The following is a 24,545-nucleotide window of genomic DNA, read 5'->3' as shown; positions in this document are numbered from 1 at the left end:
AGGGGGCGCCTTGCAAGGGCGCGGGGTTCCCGGGGCGGCAGGACAGCGGCAGCGCCGGAAACCCGGGCGCCGCCGACCGCGCGCTACATCTCCTCGTGGATCTGGCCGTAGGCGAGCATCGCGAACAGGCCCGTGCCGCCGATGATGTTGCCGATGAGGACCGGGAAGATCGAATGGGTGAAGGCGGTGAAGAACGACATCTCGCCGGCCAGCACCAGGCTGAAGATCTCGTTCGATCCGGCCACGACGTGGGTGAAGTCGCCCGCGGCGATCAGCCAGGTGAACAGCATGATCAGCAGCAGCTCGGACCCCTTGGCCGAGGGCAGCATCCAGACCAGCGCCGCGATGAAGAAGCCGGAAGGGATGCCGCGCAGCATCGCCTCGAACGGCGTGAACTCGGCCAGGTGGCGGGAGATGTCGAGGATCGCGCCCAGCACCTCCTCGGGCATCACGCCGCCGTGGACCGCAATGGCCGCGGTGACGAAGGTGCCCACCATGTTGGCGACGAACACGATCCCCCAGAGCCGGGCGGAGCAGTAGAAGCGGTCGCGCGTCGGTTCGGCCAGGATCGGCAGGACGACGGTGATCGTGTTCTCGGTGAACAGCTGCAGGCGCGACAGGATCACCAGCACGAAGCCGAAGGTGTAGCCGATGCTTTCGAGGATCGAGAGATAGGCATGATCGGCGCCGAGCTTGGCACGCAGGATGCCTTCCACGAGGACCGAGGTCGAGATGCCGATGCCCGCCGCCACGCCCGACCACCAGAGCGAGGTCTTGGGGCGGCGCAGTTCCTCCTCGCCCTCGCGCAGGATGATGGAATAGACGGCGAGGGCCGAGAGGCGGCCGTGTTCCAGCACCGACTCGCGCTCTTCCTGGGTCAGGGACCGTTCGGTGCGGGTCGGCGTCTTCTCCCGCGATTCGCGCTCGCGCACCTTCGCCTCGGTGCGCTTGTCGTCGTCGTGCTGCGCGTCGCGGGTCTCGTCGCGCTTCTCGTCGTCGCGCGAATTCTCGCTGTGCGGGTCCGACGCGCTGCCGGGCTCTGCATGGGTGTTCATCTAACGAAGTCCTTCTCGGCGCCACATCCGTCGAGAACCCCTTGCGCGGTCAACGGTTCCGCAGCGCGGCGAAATGACCTTGCCGCGCGCCGGGGTTACTTCAGGCGCTGGCCGTTGGCCGAGATGGCGCCGTCGCGTGTGACCTCGATCTTCGAGGTGACGGTGTCCTCGCCCGCCGGGGTGGTGAACAGCCCCAGCATCAGCCGCGCGCCAGCCGCCTGGTTCTGGGCGACGAAGCCCATCTGCACCAGCGTGTCGAGCAGCCCCATGGCGCCCGTCAGCTTCAGGTCCAGGCTGCCGTCCGCCGCCGGAAGCCCCGGCGCGACGCCCGGCGCGCTGTTGTCGAAGCTGAAGCTGCCCGAGCCGTCCAGCCGCGCGCCCAGCAGGTCCAGCATCAGGCGGTTCAGGTCCAGCGACTGGATCTCGGCCGGGGGCGCGCCGGGCGTCTCGGGCGCCGCCGAGGGATCGCGCAGCAGGCGGCCCTTGCCGGAGAGGTCGAGCTGCAGGGTGGCGGGCTCGTGCGACAGCTTCGACTCCGGGTCGACCATGGACCAGAGGCTGTCGGACAGGGTGAGGCCCGCAAGCTCGACCCCGAGCTCCAGGTCCCGCGGGTTCGGCGTGGCGCCCATGGGCGCGCGCAGCGTGAAGCCGACGCGCCGTGCCGCGCCGCCCACCTCCGGCACCGGCACGCTGTCCCCCGACAGGGCGAAGGTCACGCCCTCGGACGCGGCCTGGTAGTTCACCATCACGCCCTCGTTGGCAAAGTCGAGGCTGCCCGACTCGGAGGCCGAGGTCAGCCGCGTCTCGCCGTTCTCGGGATCGGCGACCGTCATGCGCAGCTCTCCGGCCCCGAGACGGACCGTCCCGCTGACCGTCGCCCCCTCGGGCAGCGCGGCGGTGCCGGTGTTCAGCGACAGACCGGCGCCGAGATCGCCTTCCGAGGCGGCGGCGAGATCGGCATAGCTCAGCGTCATGTCGACCTTGCCCCCCGGCTGGTCGGGCGGCGTCACGGTCAGGTCGGTCCGCAGCCGCGCCGCGGCCAGGTCGTAGGCGAAGCTGTGGCCGCTGTCGGTGGCGGAGAGGGTCGAGGTGCCCTTGCCGTCCTCGATCGTCAGCGTCCCCCGCATCCCCGACCCCGGCTCGGCCCGGTCGGCGATGTCGAGGGTCAGGCGCGGCATGACATAGGCATAGGTGATCGCGTCGGGCGTGCCGGAGGCGGTCAACGCCATGTCGGTCGTCGCGACGTCGAGATGCATGTCGGTGGCCGGGCCCTCGGCGGGCGCGGTCTGCACCCGCAGGCTGTAGTCGGGCGACATGGTGATCGTCACGGTGCCGTCGCCGTTGTCGTCCAGCACGATCCGCGGGATGCTGCCGCTCAGCTCGGTGTCCGGCGCACTGGCCGAAAACGCCACGTCGGTCAGGGTCAGCGTGCCGTCGGCGCTCTGCTCGGATCCGGGCGTCACGGTGACCCCGGCGGCGGCATAGGCGGCGCGCCAGCTCTCCCACACCTCGGCCGGTGTCACGTCGGCATGGGCGGCTGCGGCGGTGGCGGAGGTCAGCGCCAGGGCAAGGCCGGCCGCTCGATGGACTTGGGTCATGCTGGAATCCCGTCAGGTTGCCCGAGGTTGCCCGCGCAGGGTGATCGGCACGCGGTCCAGCGTCAAGGGCGGCGCCGTCGCATCTTGGTGAACGCTCGGCCTTTCCCCGGCGGAACGGGCGGTCTAGGTCTTGCCCTGGCCAAGAGAGGGAACGGACATGACCGACATGACGGGCAAGGTGGCGATGATCACGGGGGCGAGCCGCGGCATCGGCGCCGCGGCGGCGCGGGAGTTCGCGGCGGCGGGCGCGAAGGTCGTCCTGCTGGCGCGCAGCCGCGACGCGGTGGCCGAGCTGGCGGGCAGCCTCGGACCGGACACCGCACTGGCGATCCCCTGCGACGTCTCGCGCTACTGGGAAGTGGCGGCGGCGGTGGACGCCTGCGTGCAGACCTTCGGGCGCCTCGACGTGCTGGTGAACAACGCCGGCGTGATCGAGCCGGTGGCCCACCTGGCGGAGGCCGATCCCGAAGCTTGGGGCCAGGTCGTCGACATCAACCTGAAGGGCGTCTTCAACGGCATGCGCGCGGCGATGCCGGTGATGCTGGCCCAGGGGGCGGGGACGATCCTGAACATCTCGTCGGGCGCCGCGCATCACCCGATCGAGGGCTGGTCGCACTACTGCGCGTCGAAGGCCGGCGCGGCGATGCTGACCGCCTGCGCGGACCACGAGGCGCGCGACCGGGGCCTGCGCGTCATCGGCCTCTCGCCGGGCACCGTGGCGACGCAGATGCAGAAGGAGATCAAGGCCAGCGGCGTGAACCCGGTCAGCCGCCTCGACTGGTCCGACCACATCCCGCCGGAATGGCCCGCGAAGGCGCTGGTCTGGATGTGCTCCCCCGAGGCGGACGAATGGCTCGGGCGCGAGATCTCGCTGCGCGACGAGGGCATCCGCGCACGGCTCGGCCTGGCGCGATGAGTCGCCTGCGCGACCACGGCATCGTCATCGGCCATCTGCCGCCGGGTCCGCTCAACGCGATCACCGACGTCGCCGGGGTGCGCGTCGGCCACCTGACGCTGCACGAGGGGAACAGCACCCGCACCGGCGCCACGGCGATCCTGCCCCACGGCGGCAACCTGTTCCGCGACAGGGTGGCGGCGGGGCTTTCGGTGCTGAACGGCTTCGGCAAGTTCGCGGGCGCCACGCAGGTGCAGGAGCTGGGCGAGCTCGAGACGCCGGTGCTGCTGACCAACACGCTGGCCGTGGGACGGGCGATGGAGGCGCTGATCGCCCATACCCTCGCGCAGCCCGGCAACGGAAGCGTGACCTCGATCAACGCGGTGGTGGGCGAGACCAACGATTCGCGCCTGAACGACATCCGCGCCCCCCGTCCGACGGTGGCCGAGATGCGCCGCGCGCTCGACGCCGCCGCCGAGGGTCCGGTGGCCGAGGGCTGCGTCGGCGCGGGCACCGGCACGGTGGCCTTCGGGCTGAAGGGCGGGATCGGCACCGCCTCGCGGCGGGTCGGCGGCCACATGCTCGGCGTGCTGGTGCAGGCGAACTTCGGCGGCCGCCTGCTGGTCGGCGGGCGGCCCTGGCAGAACGACCCCGGGACCGACACCGACGGCTCCATCGTGATCGTCCTCGCCACAGACGCGCCGCTCGACGCGCCCCGCCTCACGCGGCTCGCCACCCGCAGCTTCGGCGGCCTCGCCCGCACCGGCGCGGCGCTCTCCAGCGGCTCGGGCGACTACGCGCTCGCCTTCGCGACGGCGAAGGGCACCCCCCCGCCCCACGACGCCCTCTCGCCCCTGTTCGAGGCCGCGATCGAGACGACGGAAGAGGCGATCCTGAACGCCCTCGCCGCGGCGACCGCGACCTCCGGCACAGACGCCGCCACCGGCCGCCCCAGCCGCTTCGCGGCACTGGACCTCGCCGACTTTCCCCGCTGAGCGTCGCCCCCCATCTTTGCTTTCCAAATATCCCCGGGGGAGTCGCCGCAGGCGACGGGGGCGGGCAGCCCCCTGCCCGGCCCGCCTTCCCGCACCGCGGCCGGACCGGGGGCGCGCCCCGGGGGGGGCGTTGCCGCAGGCAACGATGGGGGGGCGGGAGCCCCCCCGCCCGGCCCCCGCGCAGCGCGAAACGACAAGAGGGCGCCCCGCGGGACGCCCTCTCTCTGTCGCGCGCATCGCGCAGATGCGGCAGCACCCCGCCGGGTCAGTCCCGGCTCAGTCGGCCAGCTTCTCGTCGAGGGTCTTCGAGAACTCCTCGTAGCTCATGTTCGAATACTTCTGACCGTCGATGATGAAGGTCGGCGTGGCGTTCACCTCGTCCGCCTTGGCGTTCTTCTCGAAAGTCGCGACCATCGCCTCGGCCTTGGCCGAATCCTGCATGCAGGCGTCGAGCTGTTCGTCCGACAGCCCCGCCGTCTTGCCGATCTTCCTGAGGTTCGCGGCGATCTGCGCGGGCTCGCCCTTGGTCCACTCGGACTGCTGGTCGTAGATCAGGTCGGAGATCCCGAAATAGCGCAGCGGACCGCCGCAGCGGGCGACCATGCCGGCCCAGAGGCCGTAGCGGTCGAAATAGACCTCGCGGTAGATGAAGTGGACCTTGCCGGTGTCGATGTAGTCGGCCTTCAGCTGCTTCATCGGCCCGTCGTGGAAAGCGCGGCAGTGGGGGCAGGTGAACGAGGCGTATTCGATCACCTCGACCGGCGCGTCCTCCTTGCCCAGCGACATCTCCTCGACCAGCGACAGGTCGGCGTCCGAGGTCTTGCCCTCCTGCGCCTGCACCGAGAAGTCGGTGACGCCGGGCACGGACTGGCTGGAGCCGAGGGCATACCAGCCGATCCCGCCGAGAAGCAGGATCAGGGCGGCGGCGATTGGGAGTCTCTTCATCGGTCGGGCCTCATGTTCTGTTTGCGGGCAGATAGGACGTTCTGCCCAAGGGCTTCAAGGGCCGCGCGCAATCCGGCGTCGCCCACCGGGGCGGCAGCGGCGCGGGCGACGGCCGCGGTTTCGGGGTCCGCCGCCGGCGCGGCGTCCTTCTTCGGGCGGTGATCGAAGCTCACCTGCCCCTCGGCGAATCCGGTCGGCGCGGTCTGGGTGATGCGCACGCGCGAGATCGCGGCGTATCCGTAGCAGGCATTCACCCGCTCGCGGATCTTCTCCTTCTGCATCTCCAGCATCGGCGCCTGCGCCCCGGTGGTCAGCAGCGACAGCGTCGCGCCGAAGCCGCCTCGGCCATAGCTCACGTTGGCCGGGCGGCTGATCCCGGCGACGTCGGGGCCGACGATCTCGGCCCAGTGGGTCAGCAGCCGGGTGACGGCGAAGCCGCGCTGCTCGCCCGCCTCGCGGATGCGGGACTGGAGCAGCGCCGAGGCACTCTGGAATCCCTTGATGCCGCGGCGGGGTGCGGGTGTCTTTCGCTGAACCATGGTCTATATCCGGCGCTGGACGGTGTTGCAGAGCTTAGGCTGGCCGGCACCGCTTACCAACGGCAAAGCCCCTGACGAAAGCATAAAGATTGCGTGAGAGCCGCCTGAGCCGAGAGCTGCTGGACTGGTACGACCGGAACGCGCGGGCGATGCCCTGGCGCACCGGCCCGGCCGAGCGTGCCGCGGGCGTGCGCCCCGACCCCTACCGCGTCTGGCTGTCGGAGGTGATGCTCCAGCAGACGACGGTGGCGGCGGTCCGGGACTATTTCCACCGCTTCACCGCGCGCTGGCCCACCGTCGCCGACCTGGCGGCAGCGGACGACGGGGACGTGATGGGGGAATGGGCCGGCCTCGGCTACTATGCCCGCGCGCGGAACCTGCTGAAATGCGCGCGGGTGGTGACGGGCGAGCACGGCGGGGTGTTCCCGGACGATCCCGCGGCGCTGCGGGCGCTGCCGGGGATCGGGCCGTATACGGCGGCAGCGGTCTCGGCCATCGCGTTCGACCTGCCCGAGGTGGTGGTGGACGGCAACGTGGAGCGGGTGATGTCCCGGCTCTTCGCCGTCGAGACGCCCCTTCCCGATGCGAAGGCCGAACTGACGGCGCTGGCCGCGCGGCTGACGCCGCCGGAGCGACCCGGAGACCACGCGCAGGCGGTGATGGACCTCGGTGCGACGATCTGCACCCCGAAGTCGCCCGCCTGCGGGATCTGCCCTTGGATGACCGACTGCGCGGCGCGGGCCGCCGGGATCCAGACGGACCTGCCGCGCAAGCGCGCGAAGGCGGCGAAGCCCGTGCGCCGCGGCATCGCCTATCTCGCGCGGCGCAGCGACGGCGCCTGGCTGCTGGAGCGGCGGCCGGAGTCGGGGCTTCTGGGCGGGATGCTGGGCTGGCCCGGCGCGCCCTGGGGCGAGGTTGCACAGGAGGCGCCGCCGCTGGAGGCCGACTGGCGCGATCCCGGAGTCGAGGTGCGCCACACCTTCACCCATTTCCACCTGATCCTCGCGCTCCGCGTGGCCGAGGTCGACGCCGAAGCGACGCCGGAGCGCGGTGACTTCCTGCCCCGCGCCGCCTTCCGCCCCTCGGACCTGCCGACGGCGATGCGAAAGGCCCATGACGTGGCGTCCGCGACGCTCGGTCCTTTGTGACTTCGCGCCGGTGCCATTATGGTGCCCGAAAGACCTGAGACAGCTGCGGCCATGACCGACACCACGCCCTCTTTCGCCCCCGCCGCGGGACTGGCCCGCGCCCTGCCCTTCTGGCTGTCGCTGCTGCTGGTGCCGCTGGCCATCGCCGCCGCGGGAACCGGCGGCTGGGCGGTGCTCTTGATGCCGCTCTGCACCTGGGTGCTGTTCTCGGTCGTCGACGCCTTCGCCGGGCTGAACGAGGGCAACGCCGACCCCGGAACGCCGGATGCGCAGCTGTTCTGGTACCGCGCGATCACCCTGGTCTGGTGGCCGCTGCAATTCCTGCTGACCTTCGGGCTGATCTGGTATGCGGTGCGGGCCGACCACCTGGGCGGCTGGGAGAAGGTCGGCCTGTTCTTCGGCGTCGGCGTCATCAACGGCACCATCGGCATCAACTATTCCCACGAGCTGATGCACCAGAAGAACCGGGTCGAGCGCTGGCTGGGCGACCTGCTGCTGGCGATGGTCTTCTATTCGCACTTCCGGAGCGAGCATCTGCTGGTCCACCACCGCTATGTCGCCACCCCGCGCGATCCGGTCACGGCGCGCTACAACGAGGGCTTCCACCGCTTCTTTCCGCGGGTGCTGTGGCAGTGCCTGCGTTCGTCCTTCCGGGCCGAGGCGGCGATGCTGGCGCGCCGGTCCCTGCCCGCCTGGCACCGGAGCAACCCGTTCTGGCGGTATCTGGCGCTACAGGCCGGATACGTCGCGCTGGCGCTGCTGCTTGGCGGCTGGGAGGGGCTGGCGCTGCTGCTCTATTCCGCGCTCGTCGCGGTCTGGCAGCTGGAGCTCGTGAACTATGTCGAGCACTACGGGCTGACGCGCAAGCACCTCGGCGACGGCAAGTACGAGCATGTGAAGCCGCGCCATTCGTGGAACGCGGCGCACAGGGCGTCGAACTGGCTGCTGATCAACCTCCAGCGCCACTCCGACCACCACTACAAGCCCGACCGCCGCTTCCCGCTGCTCCAGACCTATGGCGCGGACGAGGCGCCGCAGCTGCCCTACGGCTATCCGGTGATGACCGTCGCCGCGATGGTGCCGCCCCTGTGGCGGCGGGTGATGAACCCGAGGGTCCGGGCCTGGCGGCGGACCTATTACCCCGAGATCACGGACTGGGCGCCCTACAGGGCGGCGACGAACCCCTGGCCGCGCTGATGCGGCGGCGGTCTGCGGGCGGAGGGTGCGGATGCCTCCGGCGGGAGTATTTGGGCAAAGAAGAAGCCCGGCTTGTGCTTCTTCTTTGCAAAAATACTCAAAATCCGAAATGTCCCATGGGCGCAGTTGCCCGGGGCGGCGTGCCCGTGGCACCATGGCCAGGGGAGGACGCGGCGTGGGCCAAGGACTGGACGGGCGGAAGGAGCTGACATCGGCCGAGATCGGGGCCGTGGCGCATCTCTATCGCGGCGAAGTGTACCGTTCGACGATATGGCGCACCCGGCTCGACACGACGACGAACTGGTCGGTGGTGACGCTGGGGATCGCGCTGTCGCTCTCCTATTCCTCGCCCGCCGCCTCGGCCCTGCCGTTGCTGCTGGTCGGGATCCTGATCATCTTCTTCCTGATGCTGGAGGCGCGGCGGTACCGGTATTTCAACGTCTGGCGGGCGCGGTGCCGGTGGATGGAGAAGCATTTCTTCGCGCCGATGCTGCATGACGGCGACATCCACCTGGAGGAAGGCTGGCAGCGGCGGCTGGCCGAGGATTACTGGCATCCGCGCTATCACGTCTCGACCAAGGTGGCGCTGGGGCGGCGGATCCGGCGGAACTATCTCTGGATCCTGCTGATCCAGACGCTGGCCTACGGCGGCAAGCTGGCGGTGCATCCGAGCCCGATCGAGCACGCGTGGCAGCTTCCGCAGCGGGCGGCGGTGGGGCCGGTGCAGGGGTGGGTGGTGCTGAGCGTCGGCGCGATTTATTGCCTCAGCTGGAGCGCCATCGCGCTCTGGAGCTGGCGCGACGACGCCCGTCGCGCCGCGCTTCGGCACGACGCGAGCGGGATGGGCTGACGCCGCTCAGGGGTCGGGGCCGACGCGCACCAGCTGCTTGCCGAAGTTGCCGCCCTTCAGCATCTCGATGAAGGCTTCGGGCGCGTTGTCGAGGCCGTCGGCGACGGTTTCGCGGTAGGTGAGCCTGCCGTCGCGGATCAGCGCGCCGACCTCCTTCTCGAAATCGGGGCGACGGTCGGCGTGGTCGAACACCAGCATGCCCTGGATCGTCAACCGCTTGGTCAGGACCGTGCGCCAGACCTTCGGCAGCGGCAGCGCCTGGTCGAGGTTCTGGCCGTTGTACCAGGCGATCATGCCGATCACCGGGATCCGGCCGTTCTGGTTCATCAGCGGGATCACCGCTGACAGGGTCTTGCCGCCAACGTGTTCGATGTAGACGTCGATGCCATCGGGGACGGCGGCGGCGAGCTGCTCGGCGAAGTCCTCGGCGTGGTGGTCGATGCAGGCGTCGTAGCCGAGTTCATCGACCGCATAGGCGCATTTCTCGGCCCCGCCGGCGACCCCGACCGCGCGCAGGCCGCGCGCCTTGGCGAGCTGGCCCGCGACGGTGCCGACGGCGCCCGTGGCGGCGGAGACCACGATGGTCTCGCCCTTCTGCGCCTTGCCCACCGTGTCGACGCCGACGAAGGCGGTGAGGCCGGGCATCCCGAGAACGCCGAGGGCAGTCTGGATCGGGGCGATGGAGGGGTCGACCTTGCGCAGGCCCTCGCCCTTCACGACGGCGGCGGAGGCCCAGCCGGTACGGGCGGCAACGATATCGCCCTTGGCGAAGCCTTCGTGCCGCGACTCGATCACCTCGGCCACGCCCTCGCCTTCCATGACACCGCCCAGCGGCACGGGATCGGCATAGGATTTCGCGTCGTCCATGCGGCCGCGCATGTAGGGGTCGAGGGATAGCCAGATGGTGCGGACCAGAACCTCGCCCTCGGAAGGCTCGGGCAGGTCGACCGTCTCGCGGCCGAAATCGTCGGGCGTCGGTTCGCCTTTCGGTCGGCGGGCGAGCGTGATGCGGTGGGCTTCATGGGGCATGGGAAGAGTCCTTCGGTCTGTTCTCCCCCTGATCTAGGCGTCGAAGCGGGGACTGCGAGGGGGAGCGGACGGGTTCCGGACCACGCCGCGGCGTCACCGTGCCGGGCAAAAAAAAGCCCCGCCGAAAGGCGGGGCAAGGTAGGGCCCGCCGATCGAGGGCGATCGGGGGCACCGGCGGTAACTTTTTGGTATTCGGGGGGCTGGCCTCAGGTCATCTCGGCGCGGATCTGCTGGCGCAGGATGTCGATGGGGACCGTCTTGCCGTCGCGCTTGAAGCTCCAGTAGGTCCAGCCGTTGCACGACGGCGCGCCCTCCAGCGCGGCGCCGACCTGGTGGATCGATCCCTTGACCTGGTCGGCGATCAGCGTGCCGTCGGCGCGCACCTTGGCCATCTGGCCGCGGGGGTTCAGCAGCATCTCGCCGGGGCGGAGCAGCCCGCGCTCGACCAGCACGCCGAAGGCGACGCGGGGTTCGGCGCGCTTCGATCCGGTGACGGTCAGCGCCTCGCGGTCGTACTTCCTGACCTTGGCGAGCCGTTTCTCGGCGGCAGCGCGGTAGGCTTCCTCACGCTCGATCCCGATGAAGTCGCGGCCCAGCATCTTGGCCACGGCGCCGGTGGTGCCGGTGCCGAAGAACGGGTCGAGCACCACGTCGCCGGGGTTGGTCGTGCCGAGGATCACGCGGTGCAGCAGCGACTCGGGCTTCTGGGTCGGGTGGGCCTTCTCGCCCGCCTCGTCCTTCAGCCGCTCGTGGCCGGTGCAGATCGGCAGCACCCAGTCCGAGCGCATCTGCACGCCCTCGTTCAGCTGCTTCAGCGCCTCGTAGTTGAAGGTGTACTTGCTGGCCTCCTCGCGCGAGGCCCAGATCAGCGTCTCGTGGGCGTTGGTCAGCCGCTTGCCGCGGAAGTTCGGCATCGGGTTCGACTTGCGCCAGACCACGTCGTTCAGGATCCAGTAGCCCGCGTTCTGGAGCGCGGCGCCGACGCGGAAGATGTTGTGATAGCTGCCGATCACCCAGATCGCGCCGTGGGGCTTCAGCACCCGGCGGGCGGCCTTCAGCCAGGCCTCGGTGAAGGCGTCGTAGCTGTCGAAGCTGGCGAAGCGGTCCCAGGCGTCATCCACCGCGTCGACGCGGGAGTTGTCGGGACGGTGCAGCTCGGACTTCAGCTGGAGGTTGTAGGGCGGATCGGCGAACACCAGGTCCACCGACGCGGCCGGAAGCGCGTTCATCGCGTCGATGCAGTCGCCGGCCAGGATCTGGTTCAGCGGCAGGGCCGGCGTCATGGGATCGGGCGCAGGTTGGGCCTGCGGTGTCTTGGTTTTCATTCTCTGCCTCGTGCCGGCGCCTTTGTTGGCGTCCGTTTGTATTGCAGGCAGGATGAGTCATCGGGGATTCGCGGTCAATTTCTTTTTGAATCAGGCACTTGGATAAATTGTTTGATACAAGATATTGTGGACCGGTTTGAACGAACGCCTATGGTGTGGGGTGACACCGAGGGATTTCAACGCCGCAAGGTGCGCCGCGGTGCCGTATCCCACGTTGGTTTCCCATCCATAGCCCGCGTGCTGTTGCGCGAGGGTCACCATGCCCTGATCCCGCCACGTCTTCGCGACGATCGACGCCGCCGCGATCGAGAGGCAGAGCGTGTCGCCCTTCACCACCGGTTGAGCGCCGCAGGACAGCACCGGCAGGAGATGGCCGTCCACCAGCGCGAAGTCGGGCGGCGCCGAGAGGCCCGCGACGGCGCGCTGCATGGCAAGGTGGCTGGCCCGCAGGATGTTGAGGCGGTCGATCTCCTCGACGCTGGCCTCGCCGATCGACACCTCGTGGTGGGCATGGAGCACGTCGGCCAGACGCCGGCGGGTCTTCGCGCTGAGCTTCTTCGAGTCGTTCAGCCCCTCGGGGATGCGGCCCGGGTCCAGAACCACGGCGGCGGCGGTGACGGGACCGGCCAGGGGGCCGCGCCCGACCTCGTCGATGCCGACGATGCGCAGGTGGCCCCGGGCGCTCAGCCCCTGTTCAAGGATGTAGGTCGGTGCGTCCATGGCGGGCTTATAGCGGCCGACAGGTCGCCCGAACAGCCTAGGGCAGGTAGGGCAGATCGACCCGCGCGTCGCCCGCCTCGGTCAGGCGGCGCCATTCCGACATCAGGTTCCGGTGATCCTCGGCCGGGCGATAGCGCAGCCCGCCGTTCAGCGCGGCCGCGATGTTGTCCTGGATCGCCCGGAACCGCAGCGCCTCGCTGATCGCGACGACGAAGAAACCCAGCGACCGGCGCAGCTCGTCCGGGCGCGTCCCGTCGTAGTGGCGCAGCTGGTCGATCTTGAAGCGGGTGGCATCGGTGAACAGCGTCGTGGCGTCCGGGGTCATCAGCCCCGCGTGCTGTCCGGTGAAGGGCATACCGACCGACCCCGCCCAGGGCAGCGCGTCGCTGAAGCGATAGCTGGGCCCGCCGGGGCGCGTGGTGAAGCCTTCGATGTAGAGGTTGTGCCGGTTCAGCCGCAGCTCGACCAGGTCGCGCTCGCCCTCCTGCGTCCAGAGCGCCACCGGCGTGAAGCCGTTCCTGTTGCGCCGCAGGAGGTTGCGCAGGATGTCCATGGTCTGGACGTAGAGCTCGGGGGTGTAGAACAGGACGACTTCCATGGGGCACCGCCTTGGAAAAGGACCCGGGCGCAGCGGCCCGGGCCAGTCCAACAGGGAGGATCGCACCCGGGCGCCGGTGCGAAGGCGTGTGGCCCGACGGCGACGACGTCCTGGGGAGGGACATCAAGGATGACTGGCGCCGCCGCCGTCCACACCATGAACATGCCGCGAGTGCGCGCACCTTGCCAGTCGGGAAAACCTGACCCTGCGTCAGGCCCACGAAACTAAGAGGCCCTGACACGAATGTCAGGGCCAGGAGGGGGAGTGCGTGTCTATGAACCCGGCACGCAGGGGGGCCACACGGTTTGAAGCCTCGGGACCGGGAGGCCGATCAGGCCACCAGACGGTATCCGCCGCTTTCCGTGACAAGCAAACGCGCGTTGGAGGGATCCGGTTCAATTTTTTGTCGCAGCCGGTAGATATGGGTTTCCAGCGTGTGCGTCGTGACCCCGGCATTGTAGCCCCAGACCTCGTGCAGCAGCACGTCGCGCGCCACGACGCCGTCGGTCGCGCGGTAGAGGAACTTCAGGATGTTCGTCTCTTTCTCGGTCAGGCGGATCTTCTTGTCGGACTCGTCCACCAGCAGCTTCTGGGCCGGGCGGAAGGAATAGGGCCCGAGCTGGAAGACCGCGTCCTCGGACTGTTCGTGCTGGCGCAGCTGGGCACGGATCCGGGCCAGCAGGACGGGGAACCGGAACGGCTTCGTCACATAGTCGTTGGCGCCGGCGTCGAGGCCGAGGATCGTGTCGCTGTCGCTGTCGTGCCCGGTCAGCATGATGATCGGACACTTGACGCCCTGCTTGCGCATCCGGCGGCACAGCTCGCGCCCGTCGGTATCGGGCAGGCCCACGTCCAGGATCACCAGGTCGTAGAGACCGCCCTTCGCCTTGTCCATGGCGTCGGCGCCGTTCTCGGCCTCGAACACGTCGAAGTCCTCGGTCATCACCAGTTGTTCGCTGAGCGCCTCGCGCAGGTCCTCGTCGTCATCGACCAGAAGAATCTTCTTCAGTGTGGTCATGCTCTGGTGCTCCTTGCTTCGGTAAAGCAGATGTGAAGCAGTAACGTTTCGCGCAAGAATTCCGTCGGTGCGATCACGCGGTCGTGTTCTGCGCGATACGAATGTTTCATAAACCGGGCCGGTGGCTTACATCGACCGCTCAGATGCAGGAAAGACGACGATGTCCTTTTCCCCAAGCCCTGCCGAGCGGCTGTCGCGCGCCCGTTTCGACCTGAGGATCGGTCTGCCGGTGATGGTCACGGACGGTGCGGTGTGCTGGCTTGCCGCATCCCCCGAGGTGCTGACCGAAGCGCGGTTCGCCGCGCTGGTGGCAGGCGGCGACGCGGTGCTGGCGATCACCCACTGGCGGGCCGAGACGCTGAAGACGCCGGTCTACGACGGCGACGTGACGCGGATCGCCGTGCCGCCGTCGATGGACCTGGCGCGGGTGCGGGCGGTGGCCGATCCGGCCGACGATCTGCGCGCGCCGCTGAAGGGGCCGTTCCGCCCGGTGCGCGAGGGCGACGCGGGGATCGCGCGGGCGGCGGTGGCGCTGGCGAAATCGGCGCGGCTGCTGCCTGCGGTGCTGCTCTGCCCCCTCGCCGGGGACACGGGCGAATTGTCGGTGCTCGACCTGCGCGACCCCGGCGTGCATCTGGGCGAGGACAGCCCGGTGCACCGCGTCGTCTCGGCCCGCCTGCCGATGGCGGCCGCCACGGCGGGGCGGCTGCACATCTTCCGCCCCGAGGACGGCGGCGACGAGCATTACGCCATCGAGATCGGCCAGCCCGACCGGTCGGCGCCGGTGCTGACGCGGTTGCACTCTGCCTGCTTCACCGGCGACGTGCTGGGCTCGCTCAAGTGCGATTGCGGGCCGCAGCTGAACGGGGCGCTGGCGCAGATGGCCTCGGCCGGGGGCGGGATCCTGCTGTACCTGAACCAGGAGGGGCGCGGGATCGGGCTGGCGAACAAGATGCGGGCCTATTCGCTCCAGGACCAGGGATTCGACACGGTGGAGGCCAATCACCGGCTGGGGTTCGAGGACGACGAGCGGGATTTCCGCACCGGGGCTCGGATCCTCGGGCGGATGGGCGTGGGGCGTGTCCGGCTGATGACCAACAATCCGCGCAAGGTGGAGCGGCTCGTCTCCTGCGGGATCGAGGTGGTCGAACGGGTGCCGCTGGCGGTGGGAGAGAACCCGCTGAACGCGGCCTATCTCGCCACCAAGGCGGCGAAGTCGGGGCATCTGCTGTGACGGTGCGCGCGACGGACATGGTGGTGACGCCGCGGGGGCTGAGGTTCCGCGGGCGGCTGTTTCCCTGCGTGCCGGGGCGCGGCGGAATCTCGGCGGCGAAGCGCGAGGGGGACGGGGCGACGCCGGTGGGCGTGCACCGGATCGTCGGCATGCTCTATCGCCCCGATCGGATGGCGCGGCCCGCCGACTGGGCGGTGCCGATCCGGCCCGGCGACCTCTGGTCCGACGACGTCCGCGATCCCGACTACAACCTGATGGTCCGGGCGCCGCACGGATTCGGGCACGAGCGGCTGAGGCGGGCCGACCGGCTTTACGATCTCGTGCTGCTGACGGACTGGAACTGGCCCGAGGGGGTTCCGGGCAAGGGGTCCGCGATCTTCGTGCACCGCTGGCGGGCACCGGGATACCCGACGGCGGGCTGCGTGGGGCTGAGGCCCCGTGATCTGAGGTGGATCGCGGAGCGCATCGGATACGAGACGCGGCTGGTGGTGCCGGAGACACTGGCGGGGCGGTGAATGACAGGATGTGCGGCTGTCCGACTGCACCAAATGCGGTGAAAGCTTCGGCACGGCCTTTACACGCGGACTGCCGGACGTCGTCCCTCTCCGGAACCCTACCCCGTCACGCGCTCCCCGAAGATGGCCGAGCCGACGCGGACATGGGTGGCGCCGAAGGACACCGCCTTCTCGAAATCCGAGGACATGCCCATGGACAGTCCCCTGAGCCCGTTCCGTTCGGCCATCTTCGCCAGAAGGGCGAAGTGCAGGCTCGGCTCCTCGTCAACGGGGGGGATGCACATCAGGCCGAGGATCGGCAGGTCCATGCCCCGGCACTCGGCGACGAAGGCATCGACCTCGGCGGGCAGGACGCCGGCCTTCTGATCCTCCTCGCCGGTGTTGACCTGGATGAAGAGGTCGGGGCAGGCGCCGGTCTCCTGCGCGATGCGGGCCAGCGCCCCGGCCAGCTTCGGACGGTCGACGGAGTGGATCACGTCGAACAGCTCCATTGCCGCGCGGGTCTTGTTGGATTGCAGCGGACCGACGAGGTGCAGCTCGCATTTGCCGAACCGCTCCTGGAAGGCGGGCCACTTGCCCTGGGCCTCCTGCACCTTGTTCTCGCCGAAGACGCGGTGGCCCTGCTCCAGCACCGCCTCGATTCGCTCGGGCGGCTGGACCTTGGAGATCGCGATGAGCGTCGTGCTGCCTTCCGGGCGGTCCGCGACGGCTTCGGCGGCGTGCAGGCGGGTGGTGATTTCGGTCAGGCTCATGGCGCGGGCTCCCTTGGTCGGCACCAGTTACGCCATCGGGGCCGCGGTGGAAAAGGGGGCCCCACAAAAGAAAAGAGCGGGCGCAGGGCCCGCTCTTTCCGTTCCGAATGATCCTTGTGGGATCAGAAGGAGAACTTCACACCAAGCGAAGCCTGGATGTCTTCGTTGTTGTCGCGGGCCACGTGGCCGGCCAGGGTCGCGCCGCCGAGGTCGTAGTCGGCACCGATGCCGTACACGGTGTCGGTCGGGTTGACGCCGATCGAGTCGTAGTTGGCGACGTAAGCGCGGGCGGTGATCGCACCGAACTTGTAGTTGCCGTACAGGGTCACGGTCGTCTCGTCGCCGGGGGCGCCGAAGTCGGTGTAGTTCACGTGCAGGCCGACAGCGCCGACGTCGTTGAAGGCGTACTCACCGCCCAGGAAGTAGACGTCGTTGTTGTCGATGCCGCTGCCGTTCAGAGCGAAGGCACCCGCCAGGGTGATCGCGCCGAAGGTGTAGTCGGCGGCCATCGAGAACTCTTCGTTCCGGCCGACGGGCAGCGTCGAGGCAGCCTGGTCGGGGGTGATGTACGACATCTTCAGGTTCGCACCGGCGAACGAGTAGGCGGCGTAGACGCCCATGCGGTTCTGCTCACCCGGGCCGTAGGGGTTGGTCGCGAACGAGTAGTAGGACTGGTTGTTGTACGAGCCGAAGGTCTGGCCGATGTAGCCGATTTCCGAGTTGTACAGCAGGGCGACGGAGTCGAACGCGGTGTTGGCGTTACCGACTTCGACGCGCAGACCGGCGTACTCGGCATAGACGTAGGCGGCGGACAGACGGGCGCCCGAGGACACCGGCTGGACACCGGCCGTCGGCGGGATGCCGGCCAGGCCGTTGTAGTTGGAGTCGTACTGCATGCGGATACGACCACCGAAGACCACGCCGCTGTCGGTCTCTTTGCGGGCGTCGAAGTTGAACCGCAGGCGGTTGTTCACCTGGGTGTCGTTCTGGCCCACACCGCGGTTCTCCTGGTACAGAAGACCCACGCGGCCGGTGCCGGAGATGGTCACGTTTTGTGCAGCCGCAGCGCCGGCCGTAAGAACGATTGCGGTGGTCGCAAACAGAACTTTTTTCATTTGAGTTTCCCTTGTGTCTCTAAGCAGGTGTATCAAACCGTGTGGCCGGATTGACTGGATGCTGTTTCGCTCCGCAGGCGGCCATTTGCAACGGAAGTGAGACCGGGCCGATCACCCTGCATCGAAATGGTGCGCGATTGCCACAGTGGCTTCCGGGGCCGCCACGGGCCCCGCCGGGGCCGCATTTGAAAGGGCGCTTGCGACGGAAGGCCCTTGTCCCATTGGACCGCGCTGGCTAGAAAACCCGAAAGGCCCGGGTCCGTCGCACGGTTCGGGCCCCATGGCGCGAGCGGAGGCGGGAATATGTCGGTGATTCAAGGCAGACGGGCCTGGGTGGTTCTGTCGGCGGTTCTCGCCTTCTCCGCCTGCGGCCTGCTTCCGCAGAACGATGCCAAGCCCACGTCGGGGCCGCAGCGCGACGACGGCGCGTCGATCTTCGATCTGTTCGGCAACAAGGACGACCCGAACACGACGATCGAGGTCAACAAGTACATCTGGAACGCGGCCCAGCAGATCCTCGACTTCATGCCCATCGAATCGGCCGACCCGTTCTCGGGCGTGCTGGTCTACGGCTATGGCCGCCCCCCGGGCGGCGGGCGCGCCTATCGGGCGACCGTCTACGTGCAGGACCCGGCGCTCGACGCGCGGTCGCTGAACGTGGCGCTGTCCACCTCTTCGGGGCCGGCCAGCCCCGACACCGTGCGCGCGATCGAGGATGCGATCCTGACCCGCGCCCGCCAGCTTCGCATCCGCGACGGGCGGCTGTAACGGAGTCTCCGGGCGCCGCTCAGTCCCGGCGCACCGCCGACAGGGCCTCGACCCACTCGAACTGCTTCGGCAGGCAGACCTTCGCCAGGTCGTACTCCTCCAGGATCTTGCGGCGCGCCGCCTGCCCCAGCTCGCGCCGCCGCTCGGGATCGCGGCACAGCGCGTCGACCCGTTCGACCATGGCCCGGCCGTCGAAGAAGTTCACCAGAAGCCCCGTCTCGCCGTCCGAGATCACCTCCGTCACCGGCCGCGTGTCGCTGGCGACGATGGCCGCCTCGCAGGCCATGGCCTCCATCAGGCTCCAGCTGAGCACGAAGGGATAGGTCAGGTAGACGTGGACGGTGGAGACGCGGAGCAGGTTCAGGAACTGGTCGTAGGGCACCTTGCCGACGAAATGCACGCGCGCCCAGTCGTCGTCGGGGATGCCTGCCCGGACCTCGGCCAGCATCACCTCCTTCCAGGTCCGTCCGTCCTTCGGCGCCGCGCCGTAGCTGATCCCGTCGCCACCGACGATCACCACCCGCGCCTGCGGCCGCCGCTTCAGCAGCTCGCCGAGCGCGCGCATGAAGACGTGGAAGCCGCGGTAGGGTTCAAGGTTGCGGTTGACGAAGGTGATCACCTCGTCCCCGGTCCCGAGCCGCAGCTCCTCGTGCCGGAACTCGGCCGCCGGGTCGGGCCGGGCGGTGGCGGTGTCGATGCCGTCGTGCACGACGGTGATCTTGTGGCGCAGGTCGGCGGGATGGGTGCTGGCCTGCCAATGGGTCGGGCACAGGGCCATGTCGGCGCTTTCCAGCTGGGTTCGCATCGACAGGTTCCGGAACCGCATCCGCGCCGCCTCGCCGAAGGCGTTGGTCAGGGCGAACTCGGGGTCGAAGCCGATGTCGGCGCCCTCGGCCTGATAGTAGAACTCGCTGAAGGTGCCGAGCCGGACATCGGGCCAGACGTCCCGCACGAACAGCGCCTCGCCCCAGCCGGTGTGGGCGACGATCATGTCCGGGCGATAGCCGCGCTCGGCCAGGGCGTGGCTCGCGCGATAGACGGCGGTGCCGCGATGGGTCGCGGCGTTGAGGTTGGTCAGCCAGGGATGGTGCTTCTGCCCCTCCGGCTCGCTCCAGGCGTAGGGGACGATCTGCACGCCGTTCCAGGTCTGCGCCGTCTTCACCCTCGACGTCAGCGCCAGCACCCGGTGGCCGGACTGCGCCAGGGCCGGTGCGAGATGTTTGAACTGGCCGGGAAAATTCTGGTGTAGGAACAATATGTTCATCGGAAATCCGTGCGCGTCTGCCTGTCTGACCGCAGCCTATACGACATCGCGCGCCCGGGTCACGGAAGAACTGCGGCACGCACGATTTAAGGCCGCGGGGCACTGGACCAACGGGCGGCGGCACCCTATCAATCGCGGGCCGTTGATACGCCTGCAGCAGAAGGTACCGCCGTCATGTCGCGCTACGCCGCCTCCGAGATCGAACCGAAGTGGCAGAAGGCCTGGGACGAGGCCGGGGTCTTCGCCGCGAAGCGGGTGGAGGGGAAGCCGAAGTACTACGTGCTCGAGATGTTTCCCTATCCCTCGGGGGACCTGCACATCGGGCACGTCCGGAACTACACCATGGGCGACGTGGTGGCGCGCTACAAGATCGCCACGGGCCACGCGGTGCTGCACCCGATGGGCTGGGACGCCTTCGGCCTGCCGGCCGAGAACGCCAGCATCGAGCGGGGGATTCACCCCGGCGTCTGGACCCGGCAGAACATCGCCAACATGAAGAAGCAGTTCGCCATGCTGGGCCTGTCGCTGGACTGGTCGCGCGAGCTTGCGACCTGCGATCCCGAATACTATGGCCAGCAGCAGGCGATGTTCCTCGATTTCCTGGAGAAGGGCCTGGTCTATCGCAAGAACGCGGTCGTGAACTGGGATCCGGTGGACATGACCGTGCTGGCGAACGAGCAGGTCGAGGACGGCAAGGGCTGGCGGTCGGGCGCGCAGGTTGAACGGCGCGAGCTTACGCAGTGGTTCTTCAAGATCTCCGACTACTCCGAAGAGCTGCTGGAGGCGCTGGACCGGCTGGACAACTGGCCGGACAAGGTGAAGCTGATGCAGCGGAACTGGATCGGCAAGTCGCGCGGCCTGCAATTCGCCTTCTCGCTGGTCGACGGGCCCGAAGGCCATGACCGGGTCGAGGTCTACACCACCCGGCCCGACACGCTGCTCGGCGCCTCCTTCGTCGGCATCTCGCCGGATCACCCGCTGGCGAAGGCGCTGGAGAAGGCCAATGCCGAGCTGGCCGAGTTCAACGCCGAGTGCCGGAAGATGGGCACCGCCGAGGAAGAGCTGGAGAAGGCCGAGAAGCGCGGCTTCGACACCGGGCTGCGCGTGCGCCACCCGTTCGACACGGCGTGGGAGCTGCCGGTCTATGTCGCCAACTTCATCCTGATGGACTACGGCACCGGTGCGATCTTCGGATGCCCGGCCCACGACGCTCGCGACCTGGAGTTCGCGCGGAAGTACGAGCTTCCCGTGGTCTCGACCTTCGCCCCCGCCATGGGCGAGGCGGGCACCTTCATCCTGCCCGAGAACGGCGGCCCGGCCTACGTGCCGCCGAAGACGGAAACCGTGCGCTACATCAAGGGCTTCGCGGGCGACGAGGCGCAGACCGGCAACGACGCCATCGACGCCGCCATCGCCTTCTGCGAGGCGAACGGGGTGGGCCATGGCGTGACCAAGTTCCGCCTGCGCGACTGGGGCCTGTCGCGGCAGCGCTACTGGGGCTGCCCGATCCCGGTGGTGCATTGCGAGAGCTGCGGCGTGGTGCCGGAGAAGAAGGAGAACCTGCCGGTCGTCCTGCCCGAGGACGTGACCTTCGACCGCCCCGGCAACGCGTTGTCCTGGCATCCGACCTGGCGCGACGTGCCCTGCCCGAGCTGCGGGAAGCCCGCGCAGCGCGAGACCGACACGATGGACACCTTCGTCGATTCGTCCTGGTATTTCGCCCGATTCACCTCGCCCCGCGCAGAGACCCCGACCGAGGCGGCGGAGGCCGAATACTGGATGAACGTCGACCAGTACATCGGCGGCGTCGAGCACGCGATCCTGCACCTGCTCTACTCCCGCTTCTTCGCCCGCGCGATGCACGCCTGCGGCCACCTGCCCGCCTCGGCCATCGAGCCCTTCGATGCGCTGTTCACCCAAGGCATGGTGACGCACGAGATCTACATGACCCGCGACGCGAACGGGCGGGCAGTGTATCATCTGCCGAGCGCGGTGAAGGACGGCAAGCTGGCGGACGGGACGGAGGTGGAGATCATCCCCTCGGCCAAGATGTCGAAGTCGAAGAAGAACGTGGTCGACCCGGTGGATATCATCAACCAGTACGGCGCCGACACCGCGCGCTGGTTCGTGCTGTCCGACTCGCCCCCCGAGCGGGACGTGGAATGGACGGCGAGCGGAGCCGAGGCGACGAGCAAGCACCTGGCCCGGGTCTGGCGGATCGTGACCGAGATCGTGGAGGCCCCGGAGGACGGCGCGAAGCCCGCCGACAAGGACCTGCTGCGCGAGATGCACAAGGCGATCCATGACGTGACCATGGGAATCGAGAGCTTCGGCTTCAACACCTCCGTCGCGCGGCTCTATGCCTTCACCTCGGCGCTCCAGAAGTCGGAGGCCGGGAAGGCGGCGAAGCTGGAAGCGGCGAAGGCGCTGGTCCAGCTGATGTCGCCGATGACGCCGCACCTTGCCGAGGAGCTGTGGTCGGTGCTGGGCGGCGAAGGGCTGGTGACGGAGGCCGCATGGCCGAAAGCCGACCCTGCCATGCTGATCGACGACGAGGTGACGCTGCCAATCCAGATCAACGGCAAGCGGCGGAGCGAGATCACGGTGCCCCGCGACATGGCCAAGGACGAGATCGAATCGCTGGTCATGTCCGACGCCGCGGTGGTGCGGGCGCTGGAGGGCGGCGCCAGCCCGAAGAAGCTCATCGTGGTGCCGGGGCGGATCGTCAATGTGGTCATCTGACCGGCGCACCCTCCTCCTTGGCCTCGCCGCGCTGGCGGGCTGCGGCTTCTCCCCGGCCTACGGGCCCGGCGGGGCGGCGGAGGGGCTGCGCGGGTCGATCGAGGTCGATGCGCCCTCGGACGAGGACGGCTATCGGCTGGTGCGACGGCTGGAGGAACGGCTGGGCCGTCCCGCGGGCGCGCAGTATCGGCTGTCGGCGAGCCTCGCGCTGGGCGAGGACGGGCTGGGGATCACGCCGGACCAGGAGATCACCCGGTATCGGCTCAGCGGAGAGCTGACCTGGGCGCTCCGGCGGCTCTCGGACGACGTGACGGTGTCGAACGGGCTGGTCAGAAACTTCACCGAGTACTCCGCGCCGGTCTTCGGCGCCGCGGGCGCGCCGGTGGCGGGCAATACCGTCTCGGTGCTGACCGCCCGGCGGGACGCGCGCGAGCGGCTGATGGTTATCCTCGCCGACCAGCTGGTCAGCCGCCTGATCGCCACCGCGCCGGAGTGGCGGCGGTGAAACTCTCGCCGCGCGAGGCCGCCGGGTACTTCGCGAAGCCCGATCCGCGCCGCACCGGCCTTCTGATCTACGGCGCCGACGCCATGCGGGTGGCGCTGAAACGGCAGCAGGTGATCGCCGCGCTGATCGGGCCGGAGGGCGATGCCGAGATGCGGCTGACCCGGATTCCCGCGGGCGAGCTGCGCCGCGACGGCGCGCTGCTGCTGGATGCGATCAAGGCGCAGGGGTTCTTTCCGGGGCCGCGGGTGGCCTTCGTCGAGGACGCCAACCAGTTCACGGCCGACCCCCTGAAGACCGCGCTGCTGGAGTGGCGCGAGGGCGATGCGCAGATCGTCGTCACCGCCGGGGCGCTGAAGCCGACGAGCCCGATCCGCAAACTGTTCGAGGCGCATCCGAACGCCTTCGCCGCCGGCATCTACGACGACCCGCCCTCCCCGGCCGAGATCGAGGCGAACCTGGCCGCCGCGGGCCTGACGAAGATCGCCCCCGAGGCGCGGGAGGCGCTGGCCGCGCTTGCGCAGGCGCTGGATCCCGGCGACTTCCGGCAGACGCTGGAGAAGGTCGCGCTCTACAAGTTCGGCGACGAAACTCCGCTGACGACAGAGGACGTGTCGGCCTGCGCCCCGAGTTCGGTCGAGGCGGGGCTGGACGACATCCTCGACATCGTGGCCGAGGGCCGTGCCGCCGCCATCGGCCCGGTCATGGCGCGCCTCCAGGCCCAGGGGGTGACGCCGGTGACGCTGTGCATCGGCGCGACGCGGCACTTCCGCAGCCTGCACGGGGCGGCGATGAATCCGGGCGGCAAGATCTTCTCGCCCCGCGCGTCGGTGATCGCGGCGCAGGCGCGGCGCTGGGGGGCGGCGCGGCTGGAGCAGGCGCTGCACCTCCTGACCGACACCGATCTTGCCTTGCGCTCGGCGGCGCGGGCACCGCAGATGGCGGTGATGGAGCGGACCCTGATCCGCCTTGCCATGCTGGGGGGACGCTGATGTACCGACTGGTCGGAACCGTGAAGAGCCGCGCCTTCCGGGTGCTGTGGCTGCTGGAGGAGCTGGGCCTGCCCTACGAGCATGTCGGCGCGGGGCCGCAGTCCGACGAGGTGCGGGCCCTGAACCCCTCGGGCAAGGTGCCGGTGCTGATCGCCGAGGGCGAGGCGGTGACGGATTCCACCGCGATCCTCACCTACCTCGCAGATTGCCACGGCGCCTTCACCCATCCCGCCGGCACGCTGGCACGGGCGCGGCAGGATTCGCTGACGCAGATGGTGCTGGACGAACTCGACTCCTGCCTCTGGACCGCGGCGCGCCACAGCTTCGTCCTCCCCGAGGCGCTGCGGGTTCCGGCCGTGAAGGAGAGCCTGCGCTACGAGTTCGCCCGCAGCGTCGCCGCGCTGTCCGCGCGGCTGGGCGACGGGCCGTTCCTGACCGGCGAGGCGATGACCGTGCCCGACATCGTCGCGGTCCACTGCGGCACCTGGGCCGTCAACGCGAAGTTCCCGGTCGAGGACGCGCGCTTCCTCGCCTATCTCGAGCGGATGAAGTCCCGCCCCGCCTGGCAGCGCGCCGCGGCGATGTGAGTCTCCTGCTGCGGCGGCCGGGGGGATGTCCCATCCTTCCGGACCCCTCTTGCGCCTGTCGCGGCGGCTGTGCGCCGACCGGAGCGCGCGCGTGCTGCGCGTGAGGGACCGGGGGTTTCACACCCCCGGACCCCCGTGGGATATTTGAAAAGCAAAGATGGG

General features: G+C 69.3%; 24 protein-coding genes. 12 read left to right on the top strand and 12 right to left on the bottom strand.

The genetic code is table 11. The features are described 5' to 3' along the window. Positions 1-83: 83 nt before the first annotated feature. Both A7B20_RS13605 and A7B20_RS13600 read right to left on the bottom strand, forming a co-directional pair. Positions 84-1,055: a formate/nitrite transporter family protein gene (locus tag A7B20_RS13605; protein ID WP_102109133.1), complete on the bottom strand. Its 972-nt coding sequence runs from the start codon at positions 1,053-1,055 to the stop codon at positions 84-86. 95 nt (positions 1,056-1,150) lie between these two features. After that, the gene (locus tag A7B20_RS13600) at positions 1,151-2,653 is read right to left on the bottom strand and encodes a DUF2125 domain-containing protein (protein WP_102109132.1); all 1,503 of its coding nucleotides are present in this window, start codon (positions 2,651-2,653) and stop codon (positions 1,151-1,153) included. A gap of 157 nt (positions 2,654-2,810) precedes the next feature. On the opposite strand from A7B20_RS13600, the gene A7B20_RS13595 reads away from it, so the two are divergent. Together A7B20_RS13595 and A7B20_RS13590 are read left to right on the top strand one after the other, a co-directional pair. Beyond that, positions 2,811-3,569: an SDR family oxidoreductase gene (locus A7B20_RS13595; protein ID WP_102109131.1), complete on the top strand. Its 759-nt coding sequence runs from the start codon at positions 2,811-2,813 to the stop codon at positions 3,567-3,569. After that, positions 3,566-4,543, top strand: a complete 978-nt coding sequence (locus A7B20_RS13590; RefSeq protein ID WP_102109130.1) for a P1 family peptidase — start codon at positions 3,566-3,568, stop codon at positions 4,541-4,543. The genes A7B20_RS13595 and A7B20_RS13590 overlap by 4 nt, the downstream gene beginning before the upstream one ends. Positions 4,544-4,819: 276 nt before the next feature. Here A7B20_RS13590 and A7B20_RS13585 read toward each other — a convergent pair whose 3' ends face one another. Further along, positions 4,820-5,488: a DsbA family protein gene (locus A7B20_RS13585; protein WP_102109129.1), complete on the bottom strand. Its 669-nt coding sequence runs from the start codon at positions 5,486-5,488 to the stop codon at positions 4,820-4,822. Next, positions 5,485-6,027 (bottom strand): DUF721 domain-containing protein, encoded by a 543-nt coding sequence (locus A7B20_RS13580; RefSeq protein ID WP_102109128.1) that lies wholly within the window; start codon positions 6,025-6,027, stop codon positions 5,485-5,487. The genes A7B20_RS13585 and A7B20_RS13580 overlap by 4 nt, the downstream gene beginning before the upstream one ends. Before the next feature lie 89 nt (positions 6,028-6,116). Here A7B20_RS13580 and mutY point away from each other — a divergent pair, with 89 nt between their 5' ends. The 3 genes from mutY (at position 6,117) to A7B20_RS13565 (ending at position 9,222) form a co-directional block, all read left to right on the top strand. Then, positions 6,117-7,175: an A/G-specific adenine glycosylase gene (mutY, locus tag A7B20_RS13575; protein ID WP_102109127.1), complete on the top strand. Its 1,059-nt coding sequence runs from the start codon at positions 6,117-6,119 to the stop codon at positions 7,173-7,175. A gap of 51 nt (positions 7,176-7,226) precedes the next feature. Continuing rightward, entirely contained in the window at positions 7,227-8,372 is a 1,146-nt protein-coding gene (locus A7B20_RS13570) for an alkane 1-monooxygenase (protein ID WP_102109126.1), read from the top strand. 154 nt (positions 8,373-8,526) lie between these two features. Beyond that, entirely contained in the window at positions 8,527-9,222 is a 696-nt protein-coding gene (locus A7B20_RS13565) for a DUF2270 domain-containing protein (protein ID WP_102109125.1), read from the top strand. A 6-nt stretch (positions 9,223-9,228) separates the two neighbouring features. Here the strand turns inward: A7B20_RS13565 and A7B20_RS13560 are convergent, their stop codons facing one another. The 5 genes from A7B20_RS13560 to A7B20_RS13540 all read right to left on the bottom strand — a co-directional run bounded on the left by A7B20_RS13560 (position 9,229) and on the right by A7B20_RS13540 (position 13,912). Beyond that, a complete protein-coding gene (locus A7B20_RS13560) occupies positions 9,229-10,251 on the bottom strand; it encodes an NADP-dependent oxidoreductase (protein WP_102109124.1) in 1,023 nt (340 codons plus the stop codon). A gap of 206 nt (positions 10,252-10,457) precedes the next feature. Continuing rightward, positions 10,458-11,576 carry a site-specific DNA-methyltransferase gene (locus tag A7B20_RS13555; RefSeq protein WP_102109123.1) on the bottom strand — a complete coding sequence of 373 codons (1,119 nt, stop codon included), beginning with the start codon at positions 11,574-11,576 and terminating at the stop codon, positions 10,458-10,460. A gap of 90 nt (positions 11,577-11,666) precedes the next feature. Beyond that, positions 11,667-12,296, bottom strand: coding sequence for a ribonuclease HII (locus A7B20_RS13550; protein ID WP_102109122.1), 630 nt, complete (start codon positions 12,294-12,296; stop codon positions 11,667-11,669). A 37-nt stretch (positions 12,297-12,333) separates the two neighbouring features. Further along, complete coding sequence (locus tag A7B20_RS13545) at positions 12,334-12,894, bottom strand: ribosome-inactivating family protein (protein WP_102109121.1); 561 nt, start codon at positions 12,892-12,894, stop codon at positions 12,334-12,336. Between the two features lie 331 nt (positions 12,895-13,225). Beyond that, positions 13,226-13,912 carry a response regulator transcription factor gene (locus tag A7B20_RS13540; RefSeq protein ID WP_102109120.1) on the bottom strand — a complete coding sequence of 229 codons (687 nt, stop codon included), beginning with the start codon at positions 13,910-13,912 and terminating at the stop codon, positions 13,226-13,228. 160 nt (positions 13,913-14,072) lie between these two features. Between A7B20_RS13540 and ribA the strand changes: the two genes are divergently transcribed. Together ribA and A7B20_RS13530 are read left to right on the top strand one after the other, a co-directional pair. After that, the gene (gene ribA, locus A7B20_RS13535) at positions 14,073-15,146 is read left to right on the top strand and encodes a GTP cyclohydrolase II (RefSeq protein WP_102109119.1); all 1,074 of its coding nucleotides are present in this window, start codon (positions 14,073-14,075) and stop codon (positions 15,144-15,146) included. A 2-nt stretch (positions 15,147-15,148) separates the two neighbouring features. Beyond that, entirely contained in the window at positions 15,149-15,661 is a 513-nt protein-coding gene (locus A7B20_RS13530) for a L,D-transpeptidase family protein (RefSeq protein WP_102109144.1), read from the top strand. Between the two features lie 98 nt (positions 15,662-15,759). On the opposite strand, the gene A7B20_RS13525 is transcribed toward A7B20_RS13530, so the two are convergent. Both A7B20_RS13525 and A7B20_RS13520 read right to left on the bottom strand, forming a co-directional pair. After that, entirely contained in the window at positions 15,760-16,413 is a 654-nt protein-coding gene (locus A7B20_RS13525) for a YggS family pyridoxal phosphate-dependent enzyme (protein WP_102109118.1), read from the bottom strand. 122 nt (positions 16,414-16,535) lie between these two features. Beyond that, positions 16,536-17,528 carry a porin gene (locus tag A7B20_RS13520; RefSeq protein ID WP_102109117.1) on the bottom strand — a complete coding sequence of 331 codons (993 nt, stop codon included), beginning with the start codon at positions 17,526-17,528 and terminating at the stop codon, positions 16,536-16,538. Positions 17,529-17,831: 303 nt separating this feature from the next. Here A7B20_RS13520 and A7B20_RS13515 point away from each other — a divergent pair, with 303 nt between their 5' ends. Continuing rightward, positions 17,832-18,296, top strand: coding sequence for a DUF3576 domain-containing protein (locus A7B20_RS13515; RefSeq protein ID WP_102109116.1), 465 nt, complete (start codon positions 17,832-17,834; stop codon positions 18,294-18,296). 19 nt (positions 18,297-18,315) lie between these two features. On the opposite strand, the gene A7B20_RS13510 is transcribed toward A7B20_RS13515, so the two are convergent. Then, positions 18,316-19,560, bottom strand: coding sequence for a glycosyltransferase family 4 protein (locus A7B20_RS13510; RefSeq protein WP_102109115.1), 1,245 nt, complete (start codon positions 19,558-19,560; stop codon positions 18,316-18,318). A gap of 174 nt (positions 19,561-19,734) precedes the next feature. Between A7B20_RS13510 and leuS the strand changes: the two genes are divergently transcribed. The 4 genes from leuS to A7B20_RS13490 are packed head-to-tail and all read left to right on the top strand — an operon-like array spanning position 19,735 to position 24,383. Continuing rightward, complete coding sequence (gene leuS / locus A7B20_RS13505) at positions 19,735-22,302, top strand: leucine--tRNA ligase (protein WP_102109114.1); 2,568 nt, start codon at positions 19,735-19,737, stop codon at positions 22,300-22,302. Further along, a complete protein-coding gene (gene lptE, locus A7B20_RS13500; RefSeq protein WP_102109113.1) occupies positions 22,289-22,807 on the top strand; it encodes an LPS assembly lipoprotein LptE in 519 nt (172 codons plus the stop codon). The genes leuS and lptE overlap by 14 nt, the downstream gene beginning before the upstream one ends. Beyond that, the gene (gene holA, locus A7B20_RS13495) at positions 22,804-23,796 is read left to right on the top strand and encodes a DNA polymerase III subunit delta (RefSeq protein WP_102109143.1); all 993 of its coding nucleotides are present in this window, start codon (positions 22,804-22,806) and stop codon (positions 23,794-23,796) included. Before lptE ends, holA begins: the two co-directional genes overlap by 4 nt. After that, on the top strand, positions 23,796-24,383 hold the full coding sequence (locus A7B20_RS13490) for a glutathione S-transferase family protein (RefSeq protein ID WP_102109112.1): 588 nt from the start codon (positions 23,796-23,798) through the stop codon (positions 24,381-24,383). Before holA ends, A7B20_RS13490 begins: the two co-directional genes overlap by 1 nt. Positions 24,384-24,545: the final 162 nt, after the last annotated feature.

This window comes from Oceaniglobus roseus (assembly GCF_002869745.1).
GTDB classification, from domain to species: Bacteria; Pseudomonadota; Alphaproteobacteria; order Rhodobacterales; family Rhodobacteraceae; genus Oceaniglobus; species Oceaniglobus roseus.
This window is presented reverse-complemented; position numbering and strand designations above follow the sequence as displayed.